Below are 22,327 nucleotides of genomic sequence, written 5' to 3' on the forward strand. Positions count from 1 at the left end.
GAATTAATAAAATAATTTGTTGTAGATGTAGGTTACTTTCCAAAGGGGGTTCATCACTCCAAAATTCGCCTTCTGGGAAGATTATCTCAGGGTTTACATGAGACTCCACTAGGGGTAAGCTTTCAGCGATAGTCATGGTTTTCCAACAGAGATAGGTTGATAATTAATTAGACGGTATTTGTCATCATCCCTAGACTACCCCGAAAACCAGAGACTTTTGACCTCACCTAACCCGCACCGCTGCCCAATAAAAATAAACTTAACAGGGTGCCACCATTCCAGAGACTATGAACCAACATCGAGGATAATAAATTTTTCGAGCGGGTGTAAACAAAGCCAAGAACACAACCTAGGACGGTTAAAGGCAGCACTTCTGACAAATTTTGGTGAGCAAGGGCAAAAATCAAACTACTAAGAGCAATCGCACCCCAAACAGGCAGATAACGAGTCAAAGAAGCTAGTAAAAAGCCGCGAAAGACAATTTCCTCGAAAAAAGGAGCGGCAAGGGAAGCAGTAAAGCCAAAACAGAGCAAAGCGAAGGTATTCTGGGATTCTAGGGCTAAAGTCAGCAGCGGGTTACTACCCCCTTGTCCTTGCCAAATTAGTTGATTGAGCAAAGAAACGATAATAACCAGGGGTAAAGCGACAAAATAGCCGGCTAATCCCCAGAGAAACCAAGGACTAAAGAGTTTAAAACGAAACCAATCGGGAGGTAAAGGGCGAAAAGGCTTGATTGCTAGGTATAAAACCGATAAACTGCTCACTGTTAAGGCTAAATAACTAACTACAACGTATATTGCTTTAGCTTCTAGGTTAAATTGTTCGGGATTGAGACTCAAGAAACTCGATAAAATCCCGAAAATTACCGGTAAAACAATTTGTCCGACGAAAAAGAAACCGATAATTATTCCCCACCAGAGGGTTTCTCCTCCCCACTTAGTTTGCCAAGCGAGACTATCATCTAAAAAGAGCAGCGCTCGCTGTTGGCGGAGCAGCCACTGCACTAATAAAAAGACCAACAGCACAACACCGATTAAACCGCCGATAAGAGGCAAAAAAGCCAATAAAATTAGTTTAATTAAGGCATTAGCCGCCACTTCACTCTGTTCTTCCTCTAAAGCGAGTAAATCCTCTTGACGATTTTCGAGACTATATAATTTTTCCAGAATGGTATAACGAAACCATCCTTGAAAATTGCGCTCGATTCTCGCTTCAGCATCGGCAGCAATTTCGGGGGGTTCACTGTACAATCCCTCTAACAGCAGCGCATTTTGTAAAATAGCAGGTTTATAGTTCTCAAATTCTGATTTTTCCTTGATGTCTTGCCAGATTTTCCGTGCCGAATCCAAGTCACCTTGACTAGCTTGAATGAGACTTAATTTCAATTCTAAATCTTTTAAGGAGTTGATGTCGCGCTCAAGGGATTTTTTTTGTTCGGGATTAACTGCTGATTTTTCTAGTTCGGTGATTGTTTTTTTGGCACTTTTCTGGGCTGATAAATACTGTTCCTCGGCGGTGCTGTAGGGGTCTTGACCAATCAGGGAAGTTTGAATTAATTTAAGATTAGCAAATTCTTCACTATTAGGATCAGCATCGGTGCTGAGAGTCGTGGCTTGTAGATTGAGATTGGTTTGATATAGTTGAATATTCGATTGGATTTGGGGCTGATTAACACTAGAAATTAAAGCTGTAACCACTGGAGTTAACGCAATAATTGTTAATACAAAAGCGATCGCTTGTTTGAGACTTTGCCAGGAGAGTTTTTTTGAGAAATTATCGAACATGAAAATAGTTAAGTGGGAGTTAGGGGTTAGGTGTTGGGGTTTTAGGGTGTTAGGGTTTTAGTTGAAATTCCCCTATTCCCTATAGGTAGGTATTAAAAATTGTCAGATACCCCCCTTATCAAGGGGGGATTAAGGGGGTATCTATCTTCAATTTAATTATAACTACTTACCCTAATTATTAACTAACTACTTGAGAAAAAAGCTTTTCGTATTGATCCAAAGTCTTTTCAAAGGCATAATTTTCCTCCGCGTATTGTCGTCCCTTTTCTCCTAGTATAGTTGCTAAATCTGGGTTTTTGTATAGCTTTAAAATAGCCGTAGCTAATGCCTCTGGATCTTCAGGAGTAACCACCAAACCACCACCACTGCGCTCGATCGCCCTAGCGGCGGTTCCATCGGCGGGAACAGAAGCAATAATAGCACGGCCACTAGCTAATAATACCTGAATTTTGGACGGCATATTAAAGGAAATAACGTTATGTTTTTGCATCACCATACCCACATCGGCGGCTGCCAACATTTCTGGTAATTTTTCCCGGGGTTGAAAGGGTAATAAAAGCACATTACTGGCCCCCTGTTGTTGGCGATACTTTTCTAGGCGCTCAAGGGCCTCTTTTTTACCAACAATTACCACTTGAATCTCAGGGATGTCAACTAAGTGAACTGCAGCATCAATCAGGGTTTCTAAGGGTTGGGTTAGGGCAATATTGCCAGAATATAAAACAACAAACTTGCCCTCAAGATGATTTTCTTGGCGGAAATAATTATGGTTTTTCGGCAGAGGTTTAATAAAGCTTACATCTACCCAATTAGGAATTTCAATAATTTTCTCACTCGGCACATTTTTAGTGAGGAGATTTTTGGTAAAACCATCGGCAATAACTGAGATTTTGCTGGCAGTTTTGTAGGCAAATTTTTCTAGACTACTAAAAACCTTAATCATTTTCTGATTAGTTAATAATCCCACATGAACTGCCGCATCGGGCAGAATATCCTGTAAGTTTAGAATAATCGGCACCCCATATAATTTACTCAATAAAGCGGCGGGAACGCAAACGGGTAATCCGGGGACAGTTAAGAAAATTAGATCCGGTTTTTCACCCTTGAGAGCCTGAAAGAAACTCAAAAAAACAAAGCTCAATTCAAAGAAAATTCGATTTTTTAAACTTCTTTGGGGACGGGCCCAAACGTAGGAACGTTGAATTTTAACACCATTTCGTTCTTCTTCTAGATAGATTTTTCCTCGGTATTCGGGATCGATTTCACTATTAGGATACCAAGGAAAAGCCGTCAAAACCCTGACTTGATGACCTCTTTTAACCAATCCTTCCGCTAATTCTGTCATCAGGGGAGCGATGCCGATCGGTTCGGGATAATAGTTATAAGAATAGAGCAAAATTCGCATAGGGATGGCAATTTGGTTGGGCGATTCAGTTTCATGATTTTATCAATAGTTACTGTTTTTTTGACAAATCGGATTCGCCTTTGTCAGGGATTACCCTAGAAAGAGGTGAGGATTCGGTCAGAGATGCGGAAAAAAAGGGAAATTGGCTAATAAATTAATCCTCAAAACCCCTAACTATTCTCCCTTACCCCTGCCTCAATACTGACCCTTATTTTTCGCGTACCCGGTGGCCGATATCGCGACGATAATAGATGCCCTCAAAGTGTATCCTTTTCACCGATTGATAGACAAGTTCGATCGCCTGATTAAAATTAGACCCCATAGCAGTGACACCCAAAACGCGGCCGCCATCGGTGAAGATATCGCCGTGTTTTAAAACCGTGCCGGCGTGGAAAACGATCGCTCCCTCGGTTTCAGCGGCCTTAATTCCAGTGATTAACCGGCCTTTTTCGTAGTGGTCGGGATAACCGGCAGAGGCAGCCACCACACAAACAGCACTACCGGACCGCCATTGTAAAGAGGGGAAATCAGTTAATTTTTGTTGAGCGCAAGCCAGCAGTAGGGGTGCGAGGGGAGTTTCCAGTAGGGGTAAAACCGCTTGGGTTTCGGGATCGCCAAAACGACAGTTAAATTCGAGAACTTTTGCCTCTCCGGCGGGGGAAATCATTAAACCCGCATAGAGGACTCCCCGATAGTCAATGCCGCGTTTTTGCAGGGTGGCGACGATGGGGGCGAGGATGTCTCGGTCCACCGCTTCGATAATGGCGGCGGTGGCTATGGGTGCGGGGGCATAAACTCCCATACCGCCGGTATTTTTGCCGGTATCGCCTTCACCGATGCGCTTGTGATCTTGGGCGGGTAGCAGGGAACGAAAGCTGATCCCATCGGTGAGGGTGAGGATGGACACTTCTTCCCCCTCTAGGAATTCTTCCACCACGACTTTAGTAAAGCCACTGGTAAAAAGATCATCGATCGCTTCTAGGGCTGTATCTACGGTTTCGGCGACAATTACCCCTTTTCCTGCGGCTAATCCGTCCGCTTTCACCACGATGGGCGCTCCTTGCTCTCGGATATAAGTTTTTGCTAATTCTGCATCGGTAAAGGTTTCCGAGGCGGCGGTGATAACTCCGGCTTCGCTCATTAATTCTTTGGCCCAGGATTTGCTCGATTCAATTAGGGCCCCGGTTTGTGTGGGGCCAAAAACGGCTATTTCTTGGGCGAGAAGATGATCGGTAATGCCGAGGGAGAGGGGATATTCTGGGCCAACAACCACCAAATCGACGCTATTTTCCTGGGCAAAACGGCTAATTTCAGCAAAATCCTCCATTGCTAGGGGGATATTTTCACATTGAGGTAAAATTGCCGTTCCCCCATTACCCGGAATACAGAACACTTGTTCAACTTCGGGTGATTGCAGCAGTTTCCAAGCCAGGGCGTGTTCTCGACCACCACTGCCGATAACGATAATTTTCACGGATAAACGCAGCCTAAATGACGATGGTTTAATTATCCCCTAGCTCCGGGGTGTCATTGCCTAGAAGTTGAGATTACTTAACTTTTTAATCCTCGCTCCCCACCTGTTGAGCAAAACCCTTGCTCTAGTCCTACGGAGGTGATTAGATAAGGGATTTGCGTAGGAATAATATCCCAGCCAGAAAATCGCTCTGTAGAAGAACCAGACCAGCCAGATGGCACATTATCAAAGCGCAAGTCCCTAACACCTCGAAGGCTCTCCCCCTACTTAGGGTGATCAGCAAACCTGAGCGATCGGAGGGCGCAAGCATTGCGCCCCTACAGTAACGGATTTTGTCCACAATGTAGGGGCGAACTGCGTTCGCCCAAAAGGTACATTATCAAAGCGCAAGTCCCTAACTGCTGTAAAGGAGTCAATTGTGATTAGATAGTAGATGCGCCCTTCTTAGGCTGTCCCTATTTTGGGTCATTCTACGCCATCGAGTTGGCTCTCTCGGACATTGGCTGAAAAATATTCACTATCTCACATTATGGGCGCAAGCAGTTCGATAAACTTACTGACCACGTTGCCTCCTTACATTGCACCCGGTGCGATTGAGAGGGCCAAGAAACATCGATTTTATCTGCTCTAAGTCCCCGTTAAACATCAATCTATCTTTTAGATTATTCGGAATTTACTCCTAAGTATTTTTATTGTCTATGCCCTGTCATTTATCCCTCAATCAACTAGCTCAATTATTATCCTTACAAAATAAGGGTGACATAAGTTTTAGTCCCGATAGTTTAGTCTCTGGCATTAATACCGATAGCCGTAGTATTGAGCCTGGACAAGCATTTTTAGCCTTAAAAGGTGATAATTTTAATGGTCATGATTTTATCGATATGGCTATCGAAAAAGGAGCGGCGACCTTGATTGTCGATCAGCCAGTTTCGGTAAATTCTTCTAAAAATATTCCTGTATTCCTAGTCCAGAATACCCTAGAAACCTATCAGCAATTAGGCCATTGGTGGCGGAATCAATTTACTATACCCGTGATTGCTATTACAGGATCGGTGGGAAAAACCACCACTAAAGAATTAATCGCCTCCCTATTAGCAACCCGGGGAAAGGTACACAAAACCCTGGCTAATTATAACAATGAGATCGGAGTGCCGAAAACTCTCCTCGAACTGGATGAAACTCACGATAGTGCCGTAATCGAGATGGGAATGCGGGGACGAGGAGAAATTGCCCTGCTCGCTCAAATCACCCAACCGACCATCGCAGTGATTACTAATGTGGGAACCGCTCACATCGGTCGTTTAGGGTCGCAAGCGGCGATCGCAGAGGCGAAATGCGAGTTATTGGCCGAGTCTCCTTCTGGTAGTATAGCTGTTCTTAACTACGATCACCCTTTACTTACTGAAACAGCTAAACGGGTATGGCAGGGGGAAACAATTACCTATGGCTTCTCTGGCGGCGATATAGTCGGAGAATTACTGGATTTAACTACTTTACGAGTCAATGGACTAGATTTTAACTTACCTTTATCCGGTCGTCATCATGCTTTAAATTTTATGGCAGCCTTGGCTGTAGCGAAAATTTTAGGCATCGATTGGACTTCTTTGCAAGAGGGAATTAAGGTTAATTTACCCAGTGGTCGGGCCAAACGTTACCAAATAGAGCCGGATATCCTACTCCTCGATGAAACCTATAACGCAGGTCTAGAATCAATGTTAGCGGCCTTGGATTTACTGAAAGCTACCCCCGGTCAGCGTCATATTGCTGTTTTAGGCACGATGAAGGAGTTAGGGTCTTTTTCGGAGCAATTACATCGCCAAGTGGGTGAGAGGGTGCAAAAACTAGGCATAGATCGCTTGTTTGTCTTGGTGGACGACCCAGAAGCTAAGTTTATTGCTGAGGCGGCTACTGGGGTCGCTTGCGAATGTTTTCAAACTCACGCAGATTTAATTAATCGTTTAAAGGAAGTGATCGATTCAGGCGATCGCATTTTATGCAAGGCTTCCCATTCCGTCGGTTTAAATCGGGTGGTGGAGGAGTTAATCAGTGATATTGGGAGTTAGGGAAGAGATGTTAGAGAATAGAGCATTTTTTAGCAAGAATAGCCGATTAAAAACAGTTTTTTCGGGTATTTTAACGCTAATTTTCTTTTTTTCGGCCGCGCAAGTCTCTTTTGCTCAAGAATCGAGACGACTGGAGACTTATCTCCCAGATCTCAGTGGTTTAGCTTGGGTAGAAGCGGATATTTTTCTAGGGGTTCACGATGCCAAAAATAAGGGCAAAAACAGTGATCCATCTCAACCAAGACTGAGTCTTTTACAGCTACCTACGCAGGAAAAACCCCTATTATGGCAGGTTTTAAGGGTAGATTGGCCAAATCCAGAGGGATTGAGTAACGATCTCGAAAGTATTACTCATATTCCTCAAACTAACTTATTTTTGTTGGCTGAAAGTGGCGAGAAAAAACCTTTTCAAAGACTGTTTTTAGCAGCATACAACCAGCAACAAGTCAAGATAGTTGAGCAAATAAATTGGCCGATCGCGGTGGAAAATGTAGAGGCGATCGCTGTTAGTCGGCAAGGCGATCGTTATCTATTTATCTACGCAGAACGGGCCGATAGTCAAGAGAGTACAAAGATTCGCTGGACGGATATCTCGTTCAATCCCTTAAAATTCGGGGAATTTCGGTCGGTAACTTTTCGGAGTCCTTTTGGTAGTGGTAAAAATATTCGCCTCATCTCCGATTTAGCCGTAGATAAGCAAGGTAATATCTACATAGCTTCCGCTGACGATCCAGATAGTGCGGGAGTGTTTAGAAGTGCTGTTTACCGTATCGGTCAAGTTACAGCCGATAATAGCCTAATTATTGCCCCTAATCCCCAAAAAATTGCAGAAATCGACGGTGCTAAAGTGGAAGCGCTGACTACTAGAGAATCTCCTAGAGGTGAAGTAGAAGTCTTTATCGGTACAGATGACGAGAATTATGGCGGTTTTCTGCGACCTCTGCTCTTAGATAATTAGCTATCGGTCGTCAGTATTCTCCGAGTAAGGAGTCGGTCGTCAGGAGATTATTTTTATTTATTCTTCCCACTTCATAATTCATAATTCATAATTCATACTTTGTGCTTTTTGTCAAAAAAACTTTTTTTTTGCAATAAAACTACACAAAAAAAAGATCATCGTTGTGGGTGAAATTGACTTATTTACCTGTCTTGATTAGGATCACCTTCTAGGTGTGGCAAGGGTTTCAGACATTGCTGGCCAAAAAAGCACAGAAAAACCCATTATGAAATTCAGTAAAATCGCTGTAACTAGCATAACATCGTTGTTAAATAAAAATCTTTCTCAATTAATTCTTAAGAATTTGTAAATATTGCGGAATGTTAATTTAAATATTCTCAAGTTTTTGGATTCAATCAATAATTTTTGCTTATCTTTGTCCAACATTGGGTTAGGAGTCAGTATTCAGGAGCTAGGGTTGTCCACTCCCCACTACCCCACTTCATAATTCATAATTCATAATTCATAATTCCCACTCCCCCCAACCCCTATTTTCCGTCTAAACTTTTGTATAGGGATAGTCTGGGAAAGTATGGATAACTCTTAGACTAATTAATTCGGGACTCACATCACAATATAGACTATGGCTTACTATTGGTTTAAAGCATTTCACCTGATTGGGGTAGTTGTTTGGTTTGCGGGACTATTTTATTTAGTACGTTTGTTTGTCTATCATGCGGAGGCAGCAACACAAACCGAACCCGCACAAGCTATTCTGAAAGCGCAATACGAGATCATGGAGAAGCGACTCTACAATATCATTACCACACCTGGGATGATTGTCACCGTGGCCATGGCGATCGGTTTAATCTCCACAGAACCAGAAATTTTAAAATCGGGATGGTTACATATTAAATTATCCTTTGTGGCTCTTTTACTGCTCTATCATTTCTACTGTGGTCGCATCATGAAGAAGCTAGAAAAAGGGGAATGTAATTGGACGGGACAGCAATTTCGGGCCTTAAATGAAGCACCAACCCTGTTATTGGTAGTTATTGTCCTTTTGGCAGTATTTAAGAATCAATTACCCCTCGATTTGACCACTTGGTTAATTGTAGCTTTAGTGGTATTAATGGCAGTGACAATCCAACTTTATGCTAAAAAACGTCGCCAAGATCAAGAAAAACTTCGGCAAAATACTCTCCAAAAAGAAGAAGTAGCGACCATGTAAATTATCCTAATCATTCCCTAGGTTTCTAGGATAACAGTTAAGAGTGGTTTGATAGCTGTGGGATGGTCTTTTTAGTCCATCCCAATTATATAGGGAGCAACCTTTAGCTTTTAGATTTTTGGCTTTTTGCTACTTTTGAGCTTATACAAAAACTATTTATAATACTGTGATGAACTGCCAAGCTATGGATTGTTTCTCCCACTTCCCACTTCCCACCATCCTATACCTTTTAAACAGGATTTAGTATAAACCTCTTGCGAACAGGAAACGCTATAAATAAAAACAATCTCCTGACGACCGACTCCTAACCCTAACAACAATTTTTGATTTTTACAAGAGGTCCTATGAATAGTTGCTGGATAGATTGGGAAAAAATAACTAGAGATTTTCTGAGTTCTCGCAAGCTCAAGCAAGTGGCTGAATTGCGAGGATTCTATCGAGTTAATCCCTCTGGTATTCCTAGAATTCCCCCCGATTTGGAATTGAGAGACTACCAAAATACAGCGATTATCAGTTGGTTTCGTAATCGGGGACGAGGAACTTTAAAAATGGCCACCGGCAGCGGTAAAACTATTACTGCTTTAGCTATTGCCATGGAACTTTACCAAGCGATAGAACTGCAAGTATTATTAGTAATTTGCCCCTATCGTCACCTAGTCAATCAATGGCAACGAGAAGCGGAAAAATTTAATCTTAAACCGATTTTAGCCTACGAAAGTGTCCATACATGGCAAAGTCAACTAGCCACAGAATTATATAATGTGCAAGCGGGTAATCAAAAATTTGTCACTATTTTAACTACTAACTCAACTTTTATTAGCGAGGGGTTTCAATCACAAATAAAATTTTTTCCCGATAAAACTTTAATCGTTGGTGATGAAGCACATAATTTAGGTTCCCCCCGATTAGAGGAATTATTACCCCGTTCTTTAGGTCTAAGATTGGCTTTATCCGCCACTCCTGAAAGATATTTTGATGAGGAAGGAACTGACGCTATTCTTGAATATTTTGGACAAATTCTACAACCAGAATTTACCCTAGCTGATGCTATTAGTAAAGGAGCTTTAGTTAATTATTTTTATTATCCAGTCTTGGTTGAATTAACCGATGCTGAGGCTTTATTATACGCAAAATTAACCCAAAGAATTGGCTGGACTTTGCAGAAAAATAGTAATTTAAACGGTAATGAAAATTTAACAGCATTGCTAATGCAAAGATCGCGATTAATTGGTTCAGCAAGTAATAAATTACAGGCTTTACAACAACTGATGCAAGAGCGTTTAGACACGGATCATACTTTATTTTATTGTGGGGATGGTTATGTAGAAAATTATACTGCTAATTATCGTCGTCAGGTAGAGGCAGTTACTCATTTATTGGGCAATCAATTAGGTTATCGAGTTGCTACCTACACCGCAGAAACTTCCCTAGAAGAACGAGAAAAAATTCGCCAACAATTTGAGGAGGGTTATCTACAAGGATTAGTGGCAATTAGATGTTTAGATGAAGGAGTAGATCTGCCATCAATTCAAAACGCAGTCATTCTGGCTAGTAGTGGTAATCCTCGACAATTTATTCAGCGTCGCGGGCGAATATTGCGCCCCCATCCCGATAAAAAACAGGCCACTTTATTTGATATGATCGTTATGCCACCGACCTTAGATCGAGAAACCTGGGAAGTAGAAAGGAATTTATTACGCAAGGAATTAAAACGCTTTCTAGAGTTTGCTCAATTAGCCATTAATGCTGAAGAAGCTGAGACTAAATTAGGGGAGATTCAAGATAGATATTGTCTTTTGTCTAATTAAAAGTTAAAAATTCATATTTTTGAAGCTTTTATGCTAGAATAGAAGTTAGTCAAAAATTGATCGCCGAGAAAAATCAACCCAACCGAATAGCGATCGATAAAGTTGTATAATTTTCTTTCCTCTACTTCTAAACTTCTATGCCTCCCCGTCAACAACCCCGCCGCATTGCTCGAGAACTTGCCCTTTTGAGTTTAAGTCAGATTAAAGGTAATCCTGAAAACCTGGAACAGCAAACTTTAAACGATTTAATTTTAGTCGCAGTTAGAACCTTAACCGTCGAAATTCAAGAAACCTTAGAAACTGCCGCTGCTGAAATTAGTCGTGGTAATGAAAGGATTCTCGCTAGTGATACTAAGGCGACAAATATAAAAAGCGCCCAAACCATGGTAAAAGAAGCAATTTCTCTTACTCACAATGCCATTAATCGTTTAGGAACCGTGATAGATTTTCCCGAAATTGTCCAGTTATCTAGTCAGTACGAAGTGCGGGAATATGCCCTAGAATTAATCGGTACAGTCTATCGTCGTCGTGCGGAAATCGAACAGGAATTAACCGGCGCTTTAGTGGATTGGCAACTGCATCGTTTACCAAGAATCGATCGGGATATCCTGCAAATTGCCGTGGCAGAAATGCTCTATCTCGATATACCTCAAAAAGTAGCGATTAATGAAGCAATCGAATTAGCAAAACGTTATTCTGATGATGAAGGTTATCGTTTTATTAATGGCGTTCTCCGACGGGTAACGAATAAGCTAAACGAATCAGAAAAAGCCGTATCTACCCAGAGTTAAACTGGTAGGAAATTAATACTACAATGACCACATTTTATAGGGAAATTTCTGTAAATTGATATTGTAGTATCGCTCATCTCCCGTGACTTCTTCGCCGATCCAATCGGGAATAGTAATGACTTGCTCCTCTTGTTCTAACTCAATTTCAGCCATAATCAGTCCTTGATTATCTCCCAAAAATTCATCAACTTCCCAAGTAAAATTATCCAGAGAAATGCGATGACGAATCTTTTCGACTAAAGGTTTTTTACAGAGGTTTTCTAACATGAGTGCCGCATCTTCTAGGGGAATTGCATACTCGAATTCCTGACGACTAATGCCCTCAGTCTTGCCTTTAATGGTTAAATAACCCCGATCTCCAACTACACGAACTCGCACAGTTGTCAATCCATCTTGGGTAGGAATATATCCCTGACGATACAACTTGCCCGCAGCCAGCGATCGCCAGTGATCCCCTTTAACCAGAAACTTCCGTTCAATTTCAACAGTCATAGGTTTTTGATTAAGCCGTAACCACGGCAGCCCCCTGGGTTCCTAGTTGAATTAACTCGATCTTGTAGCCATTAGGATCTTCCACGAAAGCAATCACCGTAGAACCGTGTTTCATCGGGCCTGGTTCCCTAGTGACATTGCCACCAAGAGCTTTAATTTTCTCACAGGTGCTATAGATATCATCCACGCCTAGGGCAATATGACCGTAAGCATTACCGACCTCATAGCGATCGACTCCCCAATTATAGGTCAGTTCGATGACAGCATGATTAGCCTCATCGCCATAACCGACGAAAGCGAGAGTAAATTGACCATTGGGATAGTCTTTCTGGCGCAATAACTTCATTCCTAGCACATCGCAGTAAAATTGTAGAGATTCCTGCAAGTTATTGACCCGGAGCATGGTGTGTAAGAGACGCATGATTATTTTTAGATGACATCGATCGAAAAATTACTCATCCTTGATTGTAACCAGTCCTTGAGCCTTCTTATCTCCTTCAGGGTCAACAATTATACTAATACAAGTGTACGAAACTCACCTGTAAAATCACTTACTCCCAAAAGCGATTAATAGCTGTGAACAAAATCAACTCTCTGGCAACGCCTAAATCACTATCTAGAAGATTTTCTTGGTCTATCCTGTAGTTAGTGGTGAAGTTGATTAAGTCAAGACAGTCTTGAGCGCGAGTTTTCTAGGGGAATTGTCAAGGCAGTAGGTAGTAGTAAATTTTCAGTGGTTTCCGAAAACACCTTTTGACTTGACTGACCGATAGTTTAAGAAAATCTGCGTGACTGCAATAAATGTCAAATATTTAGGGGAGTACAGAACAAAGAAATTGGCACGGGTTAAAGCTATGCGTTCTTATTTAGGCTACATCAATTACCTAGGCCGTTTACCAAAAAAATCCGCCTGGTTGGTTCGACAAGCAGGTTTCACGATAACAGAAGTTTTACTGGCAAGTTCCATGATGGTGATTGTCATCTCGGTGGCGGGAATTGGTGTGATTAACTTGCTCAGAAGTGACTATCGAGCTAATGCCGATAGTGAAATCCAAAATAATCTTAATCGTACTCTAGAGTTTGTTTCAGATGAAGTGAGACGAGCAAAAATTATCCCTGATTCTGAAGCTGCGATCATGACGGATAAACTACCCGAAGGAGCGCGAGCAGTTCTTGCTTTCCAAATTCTTAATCCCAGCAATCCAGGTCAGTTCCTCCCCAACCAGCTCGTTTACTATACCACCTCCCCAGGCCCTGAAAGTAGCTTGACCGGTCCGCGAATCTTGTGGCGCTATGGTCCGAACTTGGACGCTAATGGCAACTACATCACCCCCGCAGATGTTGCTACTTGGATAAGTTCCCCCGTCACCGATAGGTTAGCAGCACCAGCACCGGCTCCTGATGGCATCTGTCCTGAGGATTTTAACCTAATCGCCGTCAATCCTAACCCTGTTGTGGACGGTTTTTATGCCTGTGTTCGCGCGGGTGGTAATCAAGTGATTTTGAATGCCAACGCTGAGGTAAATCTGACTACTGGAGATACCGATAAAGTTGACTACTCTGTCAGCACCAGAGTTTCCCCCAGAGCTACCTGTGAAATATTTTGCCTCGTACCCCCCCCAGGGAGTACCAACCCAACTCTACCCATTGTTACCATGCCGGCAAATGTTACAGCTAAAGTTATTCAAGGAAATTGTGCATCCTGTACTGTTGCTACTATAGGCCCCCCCAACGGTACGGGGACTGTTCGGCAAAAAGGAGCTATGGGTTCCACTGTTCAGGCAGATGCTGGAGATGGCATTAGGATTGACGTGAATGATCTACTGTCTAATTTCTCTTGGACACCTCCATATCAAGTAGATGTATATACCTCTGATAGCAGCGATTCACCCAGAAATCTTGATAATAACCAAGTTTTATTCGTGTTTACGACTACAACGACTGTACCAAACTCCTATCAGGTTTTAGTAACTATTACCCCTCGCTAAACTTATGGCCATAAGCTGGAACCTTGAGGTTATCCCCCTTAGTTAACCCCTTAACTAGATCCTAGGCTAAAAAGCCTAACTTAAACAGCGAATTGCCTCCAATAAACCCCTGGCTTTGTTGAGGGTTTCTTCATACTCTTTCTCTGGCTCAGAATCAGCGACTAACCCTGCTCCCGCTTGCACAGAAACCAGATAATTTTGATTACCCTGGGGACGAACAATCATAGTGCGAATCGTGATGGCACTATTTAACTGTCCCTCGAAATCGTAGTAACCATAAACCCCTGAATAGGGACCGCGACGACAGGGTTCTAATTCATGAATAATTTCCATGGCGCGAATTTTCGGGGCCCCACTGACGGTTCCCGCCGGAAAACAAGCTTTTAATAAATCCCAAGCAGTTTTATCGGTTGCTAAATCCCCGACCACATTACTAACAATGTGCATAACGTGGGAATAACGTTCAATTATCATTAATTCGTCCACTTTGACCGTACCTCGATCGCACACCCGGCCTAGATCATTTCTCCCCAAATCCACTAACATAATATGCTCGGCAATTTCTTTGGGATCTTGCAATAAATCCGTTGCTAAAGCTTGATCTTCACTGAAGTTTTGTCCCCGGCGACGGGTGCCAGCAATTGGTCTGACAGTGGCCCTTATTTTACCTAATTCATCCCGTTCTGCCTTAACCATCACTTCAGGACTAGAGCCAATAATCTGCCAATCCTTAAAGTTATAAAAAGCCATGTAGGGAGAAGGATTAATCAGACGCAGGGAACGATATAAATCGAAAGGATGACCCTGATAATTGGCATTTAAACGCTGGGAAATAACCACCTGAAAAATATCCCCCGCTTTGATGTAATCCTTGGCTTTTAGGACGTTTTGACAGAATTTTTCCTGAGTTGTATTGCTTTCATAGACTAATTCTTTCCCGTGACCAACCGGTAATAATTCCAGGGTTTTGGCATTAGTTGGTAGGGGTAATCGTAACTTCAGAACTAACTGGGTCACTCGATCGCAGGCCGCTTGATAAGCAGCCGCTAAATCGGGATTTTTACCCCGGATATCGGCATAAGCGATCGCCCAGATTTTCCGTTTAACTTGATCGAAAATAATTAGATTATCCACCTGCATCCAAATACCATCCGGTAGATCGCCATCGGTAGCGGGATAAATAGGCACTCGCGGTTCGATCCAATTAATTAATTCATAACCCCAAAAACCAAATAAACCCCCTATTCCGGCGGGTAATTGCGGCAATTTAACCGGTACGATCGGGGCTAAACATTGGGTTAAAATCTCGAAAGGATCCCCCGAAAAAATCTCTTGAGAACCATCGCGAAAAGTTTGGGTAGTGGTGTTTCCCCGCGCTTCTAATACCCAGACGGGATCGCCTCCTAAAAAGCTGTAGCGTCCCAAGGTTTCGCCCCCTTCCACCGACTCTAATAAAAAATTGTAGGCTTGATCGGCACAAATTTTATACCAGGCCGAAACGGGCGTTTCTAGGTCAGCGATCCATTCTTGATAGACAGGAATAAAGTTACCTTGACCAGCGAGTTGACGAAAGCGATCGAAGTCGGGGAAGATCATATTTTGATGGTTCAGGAAACGGAAGGAATTATGAATTATGAATTATAAATTATGAATTATCAAGGAGTGGGGGAGTGGGGGAATGGGGAAGTGGGGAAGTTGTCTCATCACCCTAACACCCTAACACCCTAACACCCCCCGCAACGCGCACGCAGTGACCATCCTATCTCCTGAATACTGACTCGTGACTCCTAACCCCACGAAAAACTTTTTGCCGCAAACCCTAACTAGCAATTGATTGCCGATTGCTATAAGAGAAATCGAGAGTCAGAAGTTAAATCTTGGGGCTAAATAGCTTCTAAATCTAACTCCCCACTCTCGATTTTAGGGATTATTTATGCTTCGTAGGGAGTGACACCAGAGAACTTAATTGTCGCCGGTTCCGGGTTTTTGCCGATATTGCGGTCTTTTTTGCCGAAAAATTCACGACCGGCGTTAACTTTTTCGGGGAAGACACCATCAGCGGGGTGGAGATACTGCACTTCACCACTGGGGTAAATCCGATAGATTTTGTAATCTTCGATTTTGGGCTTAAATTTCGTCCGGAATTGGGTACCAAGAGCGAGCGCGTGTTCTTTGCGGGCCAAATAGAGGAGATTTTCGCCTTCGTTCATGATAGCGGCGCCACCGGTGGGCATTTCAAAGACTTGTTCTTTGCTGCTTGTCCAGGTGATGGCGTACTTTTCTTCTAGATCGGCTTTGGCGAGTAAACCGCCCGTGCTGCCACCGAACTTAGGAGCTTTTCCAGAAAGTTCTGTCATAGGATTTTGTTCTCTCTACAAAAATAAAGAAAAGGGGTTTTAGGGAATCCTATCACTGACACCCCCCCTCTCTAGTAGTCTTGTCAAGAACTGTAACATTATTTTGTACTAGACTATAGAACTAGGATTTACCGAAAAAGTTTTTCGTGCAGGCAGGGTGTGGGGTGTGGGGTGTGGGGAGAATAAATAAAATAATCTCCTGTCTCCTGTCTCCTAACCCCACCAACAAACTTTTTGCCGCAAACCCTAAATAGAACTAAGCGGCCAGGCGCTCGCCAACTGATTTAATCGATCGCCCGTCGGGAAATTTGCCAACTTAAAAAAATTACTGGAATTAATCCCACTAAGACAATGGCCAAGGCCGGGGCCGCCGCTTCCACCAAACGTTCATCACTGGCGTATTGATAAACGCGCACCGCTAGGGTATCAAAATTAAAAGGTCTTAGGACCAAAGTAGCCGGTAATTCCTTCATCACATCGACAAAAACTAACATAGCTGCCGTCAATAATCCCCCCGACAAAAGAGGAATATGCACTTTAATTAAAGTGGCACCGGTGCCATAGCCAAGGCTGCGGGAAGCATCATCTAAACTAGGTTTAATTTTACTTAAGCTCGATTCTAACGTGGAAAAAGCTACGGCTAAAAACCGGACAATATAGGCAAAAATCAGACAGAAAATCGTGCCGCTCAGAACTAAATTGATATTTAATCCTTGATTTAAAAATTTATCTAATTTCCCGATAGGAATTAAAACCCCCACTGCGATAACAATGCCGGGGATAGCGTAACCAGCCGCCGCAATCCGCACGGAACCCTTAAGAGTTTTATTCGGATTAAGTCTTTCTCCGTAGGCGAGAATTAAAGCTAAAACTACCGCAATAATTGCGCTTAAACTAGCCAGAAAAAAACTGTTTCCCGATAGACTAAGAAAGTCATTATTAAAAGTTTCTTGGGCATGATTAAAGGCTAGATAGGCCAGATAGAAAGCAGGGGCAATAAACCCCAGAAATACCGGCACAAAACAGGAGAACATTGCCAAAAAACTCCGAATAAATCCCAGTTTGTACTTAGTCGGTGACTGGAAACGATTGGTCATTTCATAGTAACGAGCTTGACGACGGGAGGATTGTTCAAGGAAAACTAAAACGAGGATAAATACCATTAAAACTGTGGATAACTGCCCCGCCGCTATGCGATCACCCATGCCGAACCAAGTATTATAAATCCCCGTGGTAAAAGCATTAATTCCGAAATACTGCACCGTACCAAAATCGTTCAGAGTTTCCATTAAAGCTAGAGCCAATCCCGCCATAATTGCCGGTCTTGTTAGGGGTAAAGCGACAGTAAAAAAACTGCGCCAAGGATTACATCCCAGGGAGCGACTTGCCTCCACCGTGCAGACAGATTGTTCTAAAAAACCGACCCTTGCTAACAGATAAACGTAGGGATAAAGCACCAGTATTAACATCAGAATCCCCCCCCAGAGAGAACGGATATTAGGAAACCAATAATCCTCGACACTATCCCAAGCAAAAACACTTCTTAAGAACGTCTGCACCGGACCAAAATAGTCCATCATATTGGTATAAGTATAGGCCAAGAGATAGGCAGGAGCGGCAAGGGGTAGTAATAATAACCATTGAAATTGTTGACAACCGGGAAATTGACACATCGTTGTTAACCAAGCGGTGCCGACACCGATGATTAAAACACCGCTACCCACCCCGCTCATTAACCAAAAAGAATTAACTAGATAATCCCAGAGAACAGTTTCGAGCAGATGTTGCCAGACTTGACTGGAATTAGTTAATAAACTACTGGCCACCGATAAAATTGGCAGGGAAACAAGCAGGGCAATTAGTAAAACTGCAATCGTCCATCCCTGTCTAAAAAAAGAGCGAGATTCTTTCAGCAAAAACATTTTTAATAAAATTGTTGAAGCAATTTTTAGAGAAATAGGAGATGATCTACAGCACCGTCTATCGAGTAAAATTAGTGAATCAATAGGCCTAGGTCATTGGCTCCTAAAATTAGGATTTCTCTAACAGATTGCGGTAGTCAAACACGCGAATGAGAGTCCCTTTTTTCGGTAAATCGGCGGCACGAATCCGTAATTTATTGTCCTCGATTAAACGGATATTTTTATCCTTGACCAACTTGAGAAACTCATCTACAGACACTAATTCACAGGCCTTTTTATCGGCGGCACTGGTGAAGTATTGCGTCGGGACAGCAATTCGCGGTTGTAAAACTTCGAGCGCCTGTTTTGCTTCTTGGGGATTATAATTTTTTGGACCCCCTCCCACGGGAATAAAAGCTAAATCCGGCGAACCTAGGAGAATTCTTTGTTCTAATTCGATTGGGGCTGCTGCCCCCCCTAAATGAACAATACTAATCCCCGCTTGGGCCCAACGCCAGGCCACATTCATGCCGAAACGTTTGCCACCTACGCGATCATGGGCGATACTAATGCCCTGGAATTTTAATTTACCCAGATCATAAGCCCCCGGCTCAAACAAAATTTTCGGATTACCTGGTAAACCCTCGGCCGCCCCTTCATCCCAGAGTTGACTACTAATTAAAACGATATCTGCTTCTACTTTTGGCAAAGGAAAACCCGCCGTACAACCAATTGCCCGGAAGGGATTAACGAGGACTCTTTGCCCTCCTCCGGTGAATAAAAAGCAACTATGACCCAACCATTGAACTAAGAGGGAATTATCGGGTTTTTGGGGGGAAGTGGGGTTAGTGGGTTTCGGTTTAGTTTCCGCTAAAACTGAGCTTACTGCCACGGTTAAGAAACTTGTCCCCGCCGATAAGATAAAATCTCGCCTTTTCATAAATATAGATGCAGAATTAATCAAGTTAAGGTTAATTTCAGGGGTTGGCGATTAGTAAACACTAGAGGGATCGCAGAAAGTTTCTTAAAAGTTCCTTGCCGGCAGTGGTTAAAATACTTTCGGGATGAAATTGTACTCCTTGAATGTGGGGGTAATCCCGATGACGGACTCCCATGACCGTGCCATCTTCCACCCAGGCCGTGATCTCTAAATTATCCGGCATGGTGGAGCGCTCGATCACCAAACTATGGTAACGGGTGGCAGTAAAGGGATTTTCTAAGCCTTGAAATACCCCTTCATTGTTGTGATAGATTGGGGAAGTTTTGCCGTGCATCAAGACCGGGGCCCGGACCACATCCCCTCCGAATACCTGACCGATACTTTGATGACCGAGACAGACCCCCAAAATTGGCAAATAGGGGCCAAATTTGGCGATTAATTCCAGAGATATGCCCGCATCGACTGGACGACCGGGACCGGGGGAAATGACAATCCCATCCGGCCGCATTTGTTCGATCATGGCCAGATCGATTTTATCATTACGATAGACCTCGATCGGCACAGCGATCGGGAACTCGGAGGCTAATTCTCCCAAATACTGGACTAAATTGTAGGTAAAACTATCATAGTTATCGATGACGATTATCAAGAGTCCCTCTCCTTTCTCTAGCCTCGCTCAGTATTTTTATTCTACATCCCGGCTGTCTCGATCGAGACAGCCGGAGTGTAGGGGGTAGGCTATTTTTGTGCCGTCAGCCAGAATCTGCCCGGAATTGCTAATCACAGCCTAAACTATCTCTGGTGGCCACTCCCGTGACCGGATTAATCCCATCGGCCCGTTCACACATTAACTTGACCTGATAGGCATCAATTACCGCGTTAGTGAAATCGGCCCCGGTAATAATTGTGTCATAAAAACGGCTGCGAGTAGCGATCGCATCGGTAAAAATAGTATTAGTTAAATCGGCAAAATCGAGGGTGACTCTATCTACCAAAGAGGCGGTTAAATCGGCCCCTTTTAAGTTAGCTTTTAAGAGGACAGCCTCGGTGAGAATGCTATAGGATAAATCGGCCCCTTCTAGGTTAACTCCCCGCATCGCGGCAGCGGCGAAAACTCCTCCGCGCAAATCCTGATGGGAAAAATCCCGATCTTGCAGCTGGGCAAAACTATAGTTAATCGTTTTATCTTGGGCTAAAGCCACCGGACGGGCCGCGAAAAGTAGCCAAAGAATCGCCAGCAAAATAATTAAAACCAGACTGAAAACATTTTTCAACATTGTTACTGTTGAGCGTCGAGAAACTGGGCTACATCATCACCCACCCGAATAGTTAGGTCTGAGTCTAAAGCACCAGTGGAGGATGATTCTACTTTACCGATTCCCAATTGATTTTTCAAGAGGTTAGCGGACTGAATATCACCTTTTTGAGCAATAATTGCCGTGGTTTCTAGCTTTTGGGAGGAGTCATCGCTAATATAAACATTTGTGTAGCCCCGTTTGGCCAGATAATTACGAGTACGACGGGCTAAACCTTTGGTATGGGTGGCATTTTGAATGGCAATCCGCAGACTATAAACGGAGGTTTCTCCCCCCCCATAGTTATCGGTAAAATTGTTAGCCACAATGGTTCTAATTTCGCGACGGTTCAAAATCCAATAACTGCGACCATCGTATTCTTCGAGGCTATTAAAGCGGCCGGGGAGTAGGATCATTCTCAAGTCATCCTGTTTAATTTCCCGGCCAAAATTAGCGATAGCCAGCATTTCCTCGACGCTTAAATTCGTATCGATATATTGTTGTAAAACCTGTACTGCTTTCGGGAGACTGGGGAGAATTGTCGGACTAAAAATCTTTTGTTGGAGTGCTTTTAATAAAATTTGTTGTCTTTGTACGCGACCAATATCGCCGTATTGCGGGTTACGAAAACGGGCAAATTGTTCGGCTTGGTCGCCGTTGAGATTTTGCCAACCCTCTTGTAAATCAATTTCTAATTTTTGGGTGACATCTTTATGATACATTCGTTCGGGTACATAAACCTCTACACCCCCGACTAAATCGACTAATTCCTTAAAGGCATCGGTAGTCACCCGCACATAGCGATCAACGGTGACATCCCCTAAAGTATTACTGACCACTTCCGCCGCTAGAGTTGGTCCGCCGTGAACGTTGGCATCGTTGATTTTAGTGAAACCGTGGCCGGGGATTCTGACGCGGCTATCGCGAGGGATAGACAGCATTCTCACGGTTTTATCGCTAGGATCGAAGCGCACTAGGAGCATGGTATCGCTGCGACCTTTAAATACATCGTCGCCGTTTTTGGCATCTAAAACTCGATCGATGCCCATAACTAAAATATTAACAGGACGAGAAAGCTGCTGATTGATTAAGCTATTCCAAGCTTGGGCCTCAAGGATGTCTGTTTGGGTGGGAAAAGTCGTTTTTTGGAAGATAGCCCCAATTGGTGCGGGTAAGGGACTAATTAAAGCGACGGCAGCCCCGAGAGTAGCGGAAACTAGGGCGGTAAAACTGAGGGTTATTCCCCAAAATAAGCCCTTTTGCAGGGGAGATGCTTTTTTAAAACCGGACATGACTGAACTGACCACCGTGACGGTATTTTCTGAGTTTTGGCTGTATTCTTGCTTTTCAAACCGCCCGGAAACATTGGCCATGGACTAACCTCAACATCTGATTAAAAGCTTACTCTAGGAGGTGACTGCTGATCGATAGAATCTATCTCTAGCCCAAAAGTTCCAGATATCGGTCACTCCCCCCTCGCCGGTTATTGTAACATATTGTTAATAAACTGGCTATAATAGACCTGTTGTAAAAATCAAAATTTGTCTTGGTTGGTTAGGAGTCAGTAGTCAGTAGTCAGGAGAATTAAGAATGAATAATAAGCAATTAAATGCTCTATTCACAGATTTTATGCCATTTAATCCTTATTTTTGCCGTTCTTGAACCGTGAAAAGTTAATTAGGCAAGGGGTTTAATAATTTTTCAGGGATTCAGTTCAGTTATATAGCATTTACATTTGAGACGTGGAAACCAATTTCTGAAAAAAATGCTATAATCTAAGTCAATGTTTTAATAACTTTAATTATGGACAAGGCTCAGAAAATCAAAAAAGATATCGAGGAACTAGATAAATGGATTAAAA

General features: G+C 43.0%; 18 protein-coding genes and 1 pseudogene. 6 read left to right on the forward strand and 13 right to left on the reverse strand.

The genetic code is table 11. The features are described from left to right. From IM450_RS02225 to purD, 4 genes and pseudogenes are all read right to left on the reverse strand, one after another. Nucleotides 1-136, reverse strand: a pseudogene (locus IM450_RS02225) (Uma2 family endonuclease); the annotation flags it as partial. 91 nt (nt 137-227) lie between these two features. Next, nucleotides 228-1,784: a type II CAAX endopeptidase family protein gene (locus IM450_RS02230; protein WP_287670780.1), complete on the reverse strand. Its 1,557-nt coding sequence runs from the start codon at nt 1,782-1,784 to the stop codon at nt 228-230. 178 nt (nt 1,785-1,962) lie between these two features. Next, nucleotides 1,963-3,189 carry a glycosyltransferase family 4 protein gene (locus tag IM450_RS02235; RefSeq protein WP_287670782.1) on the reverse strand — a complete coding sequence of 409 codons (1,227 nt, stop codon included), beginning with the start codon at nt 3,187-3,189 and terminating at the stop codon, nt 1,963-1,965. A 208-nt stretch (nt 3,190-3,397) separates the two neighbouring features. After that, a complete protein-coding gene (gene purD / locus IM450_RS02240; protein ID WP_287670784.1) occupies nt 3,398-4,663 on the reverse strand; it encodes a phosphoribosylamine--glycine ligase in 1,266 nt (421 codons plus the stop codon). A 698-nt stretch (nt 4,664-5,361) separates the two neighbouring features. On the opposite strand from purD, the gene IM450_RS02245 reads away from it, so the two are divergent. The 5 genes from IM450_RS02245 to nusB all read left to right on the forward strand — a co-directional run bounded on the left by IM450_RS02245 (nt 5,362) and on the right by nusB (nt 11,493). Further along, on the forward strand, nt 5,362-6,726 hold the full coding sequence (locus IM450_RS02245) for a UDP-N-acetylmuramoyl-tripeptide--D-alanyl-D-alanine ligase (protein ID WP_287670786.1): 1,365 nt from the start codon (nt 5,362-5,364) through the stop codon (nt 6,724-6,726). Nucleotides 6,727-6,733: 7 nt separating this feature from the next. Beyond that, nucleotides 6,734-7,684, forward strand: a complete 951-nt coding sequence (locus tag IM450_RS02250) for a hypothetical protein (RefSeq protein WP_287670788.1) — start codon at nt 6,734-6,736, stop codon at nt 7,682-7,684. A gap of 622 nt (nt 7,685-8,306) precedes the next feature. Then, a complete protein-coding gene (gene hemJ, locus IM450_RS02255) occupies nt 8,307-8,894 on the forward strand; it encodes a protoporphyrinogen oxidase HemJ (RefSeq protein WP_287670790.1) in 588 nt (195 codons plus the stop codon). A gap of 344 nt (nt 8,895-9,238) precedes the next feature. Further along, nucleotides 9,239-10,702, forward strand: a complete 1,464-nt coding sequence (locus tag IM450_RS02260) for a DNA phosphorothioation system restriction enzyme (protein ID WP_287670792.1) — start codon at nt 9,239-9,241, stop codon at nt 10,700-10,702. Nucleotides 10,703-10,839: 137 nt separating this feature from the next. Next, the gene (gene nusB / locus IM450_RS02265; protein WP_002801220.1) at nt 10,840-11,493 is read left to right on the forward strand and encodes a transcription antitermination factor NusB; all 654 of its coding nucleotides are present in this window, start codon (nt 10,840-10,842) and stop codon (nt 11,491-11,493) included. A gap of 18 nt (nt 11,494-11,511) precedes the next feature. Here nusB and IM450_RS02270 read toward each other — a convergent pair whose 3' ends face one another. Then, nucleotides 11,512-11,985, reverse strand: a complete 474-nt coding sequence (locus IM450_RS02270) for a CYTH domain-containing protein (RefSeq protein ID WP_002801218.1) — start codon at nt 11,983-11,985, stop codon at nt 11,512-11,514. Between the two features lie 10 nt (nt 11,986-11,995). After that, nucleotides 11,996-12,406: a lactoylglutathione lyase gene (gloA, locus tag IM450_RS02275; RefSeq protein WP_002801217.1), complete on the reverse strand. Its 411-nt coding sequence runs from the start codon at nt 12,404-12,406 to the stop codon at nt 11,996-11,998. Nucleotides 12,407-12,839: 433 nt separating this feature from the next. Between gloA and IM450_RS02280 the strand changes: the two genes are divergently transcribed. Further along, the gene (locus IM450_RS02280; RefSeq protein ID WP_287670796.1) at nt 12,840-13,973 is read left to right on the forward strand and encodes a PulJ/GspJ family protein; all 1,134 of its coding nucleotides are present in this window, start codon (nt 12,840-12,842) and stop codon (nt 13,971-13,973) included. 75 nt (nt 13,974-14,048) lie between these two features. Here the strand turns inward: IM450_RS02280 and trpE are convergent, their stop codons facing one another. The 7 genes from trpE to IM450_RS02315 form a co-directional block, all read right to left on the reverse strand. Next, nucleotides 14,049-15,569 (reverse strand): anthranilate synthase component I, encoded by a 1,521-nt coding sequence (gene trpE, locus IM450_RS02285; protein ID WP_287670798.1) that lies wholly within the window; start codon nt 15,567-15,569, stop codon nt 14,049-14,051. Between the two features lie 335 nt (nt 15,570-15,904). Then, nucleotides 15,905-16,330 (reverse strand): photosystem I reaction center subunit II PsaD, encoded by a 426-nt coding sequence (locus IM450_RS02290; protein WP_002740397.1) that lies wholly within the window; start codon nt 16,328-16,330, stop codon nt 15,905-15,907. Between the two features lie 284 nt (nt 16,331-16,614). Further along, nucleotides 16,615-18,252 carry an ABC transporter permease gene (locus tag IM450_RS02295; protein ID WP_287670800.1) on the reverse strand — a complete coding sequence of 546 codons (1,638 nt, stop codon included), beginning with the start codon at nt 18,250-18,252 and terminating at the stop codon, nt 16,615-16,617. A gap of 109 nt (nt 18,253-18,361) precedes the next feature. After that, the gene (locus tag IM450_RS02300; protein WP_287670802.1) at nt 18,362-19,171 is read right to left on the reverse strand and encodes an MBL fold metallo-hydrolase; all 810 of its coding nucleotides are present in this window, start codon (nt 19,169-19,171) and stop codon (nt 18,362-18,364) included. A gap of 61 nt (nt 19,172-19,232) precedes the next feature. Continuing rightward, nucleotides 19,233-19,820, reverse strand: coding sequence for an anthranilate synthase component II (locus IM450_RS02305; RefSeq protein WP_043997742.1), 588 nt, complete (start codon nt 19,818-19,820; stop codon nt 19,233-19,235). A 127-nt stretch (nt 19,821-19,947) separates the two neighbouring features. Then, entirely contained in the window at nt 19,948-20,448 is a 501-nt protein-coding gene (locus IM450_RS02310; protein WP_287670805.1) for a pentapeptide repeat-containing protein, read from the reverse strand. Between the two features lie 2 nt (nt 20,449-20,450). Next, the gene (locus IM450_RS02315; protein ID WP_287670807.1) at nt 20,451-21,839 is read right to left on the reverse strand and encodes an LCP family protein; all 1,389 of its coding nucleotides are present in this window, start codon (nt 21,837-21,839) and stop codon (nt 20,451-20,453) included. Between the last annotated feature and the right edge of the window lie 488 nt (nt 21,840-22,327).

The organism is Microcystis sp. M083S1, assembly GCF_020246405.1.
Classification (GTDB): Bacteria; Cyanobacteriota; Cyanobacteriia; order Cyanobacteriales; family Microcystaceae; genus Microcystis; species Microcystis aeruginosa_C.

Coding starts and splice junctions, on each gene's coding strand:
- IM450_RS02230 (WP_287670780.1), bottom strand. CDS start 1,784: ATGTTCGATAATTTCTCAAAAAAACTCTCCTGGCAAAGTCTCAAACAA.
- IM450_RS02235 (WP_287670782.1), bottom strand. CDS start 3,189: ATGCGAATTTTGCTCTATTCTTATAACTATTATCCCGAACCGATCGGC.
- IM450_RS02245 (WP_287670786.1), top strand. CDS start 5,362: ATGCCCTGTCATTTATCCCTCAATCAACTAGCTCAATTATTATCCTTA.
- IM450_RS02250 (WP_287670788.1), top strand. CDS start 6,734: ATGTTAGAGAATAGAGCATTTTTTAGCAAGAATAGCCGATTAAAAACA.
- hemJ (WP_287670790.1), top strand. CDS start 8,307: ATGGCTTACTATTGGTTTAAAGCATTTCACCTGATTGGGGTAGTTGTT.
- IM450_RS02260 (WP_287670792.1), top strand. CDS start 9,239: ATGAATAGTTGCTGGATAGATTGGGAAAAAATAACTAGAGATTTTCTG.
- nusB (WP_002801220.1), top strand. CDS start 10,840: ATGCCTCCCCGTCAACAACCCCGCCGCATTGCTCGAGAACTTGCCCTT.
- IM450_RS02270 (WP_002801218.1), bottom strand. CDS start 11,985: ATGACTGTTGAAATTGAACGGAAGTTTCTGGTTAAAGGGGATCACTGG.
- gloA (WP_002801217.1), bottom strand. CDS start 12,406: ATGCGTCTCTTACACACCATGCTCCGGGTCAATAACTTGCAGGAATCT.
- IM450_RS02280 (WP_287670796.1), top strand. CDS start 12,840: ATGCGTTCTTATTTAGGCTACATCAATTACCTAGGCCGTTTACCAAAA.
- trpE (WP_287670798.1), bottom strand. CDS start 15,569: ATGATCTTCCCCGACTTCGATCGCTTTCGTCAACTCGCTGGTCAAGGT.
- IM450_RS02290 (WP_002740397.1), bottom strand. CDS start 16,330: ATGACAGAACTTTCTGGAAAAGCTCCTAAGTTCGGTGGCAGCACGGGC.
- IM450_RS02295 (WP_287670800.1), bottom strand. CDS start 18,252: ATGTTTTTGCTGAAAGAATCTCGCTCTTTTTTTAGACAGGGATGGACG.
- IM450_RS02300 (WP_287670802.1), bottom strand. CDS start 19,171: ATGAAAAGGCGAGATTTTATCTTATCGGCGGGGACAAGTTTCTTAACC.
- IM450_RS02310 (WP_287670805.1), bottom strand. CDS start 20,448: ATGTTGAAAAATGTTTTCAGTCTGGTTTTAATTATTTTGCTGGCGATT.
- IM450_RS02315 (WP_287670807.1), bottom strand. CDS start 21,839: ATGGCCAATGTTTCCGGGCGGTTTGAAAAGCAAGAATACAGCCAAAAC.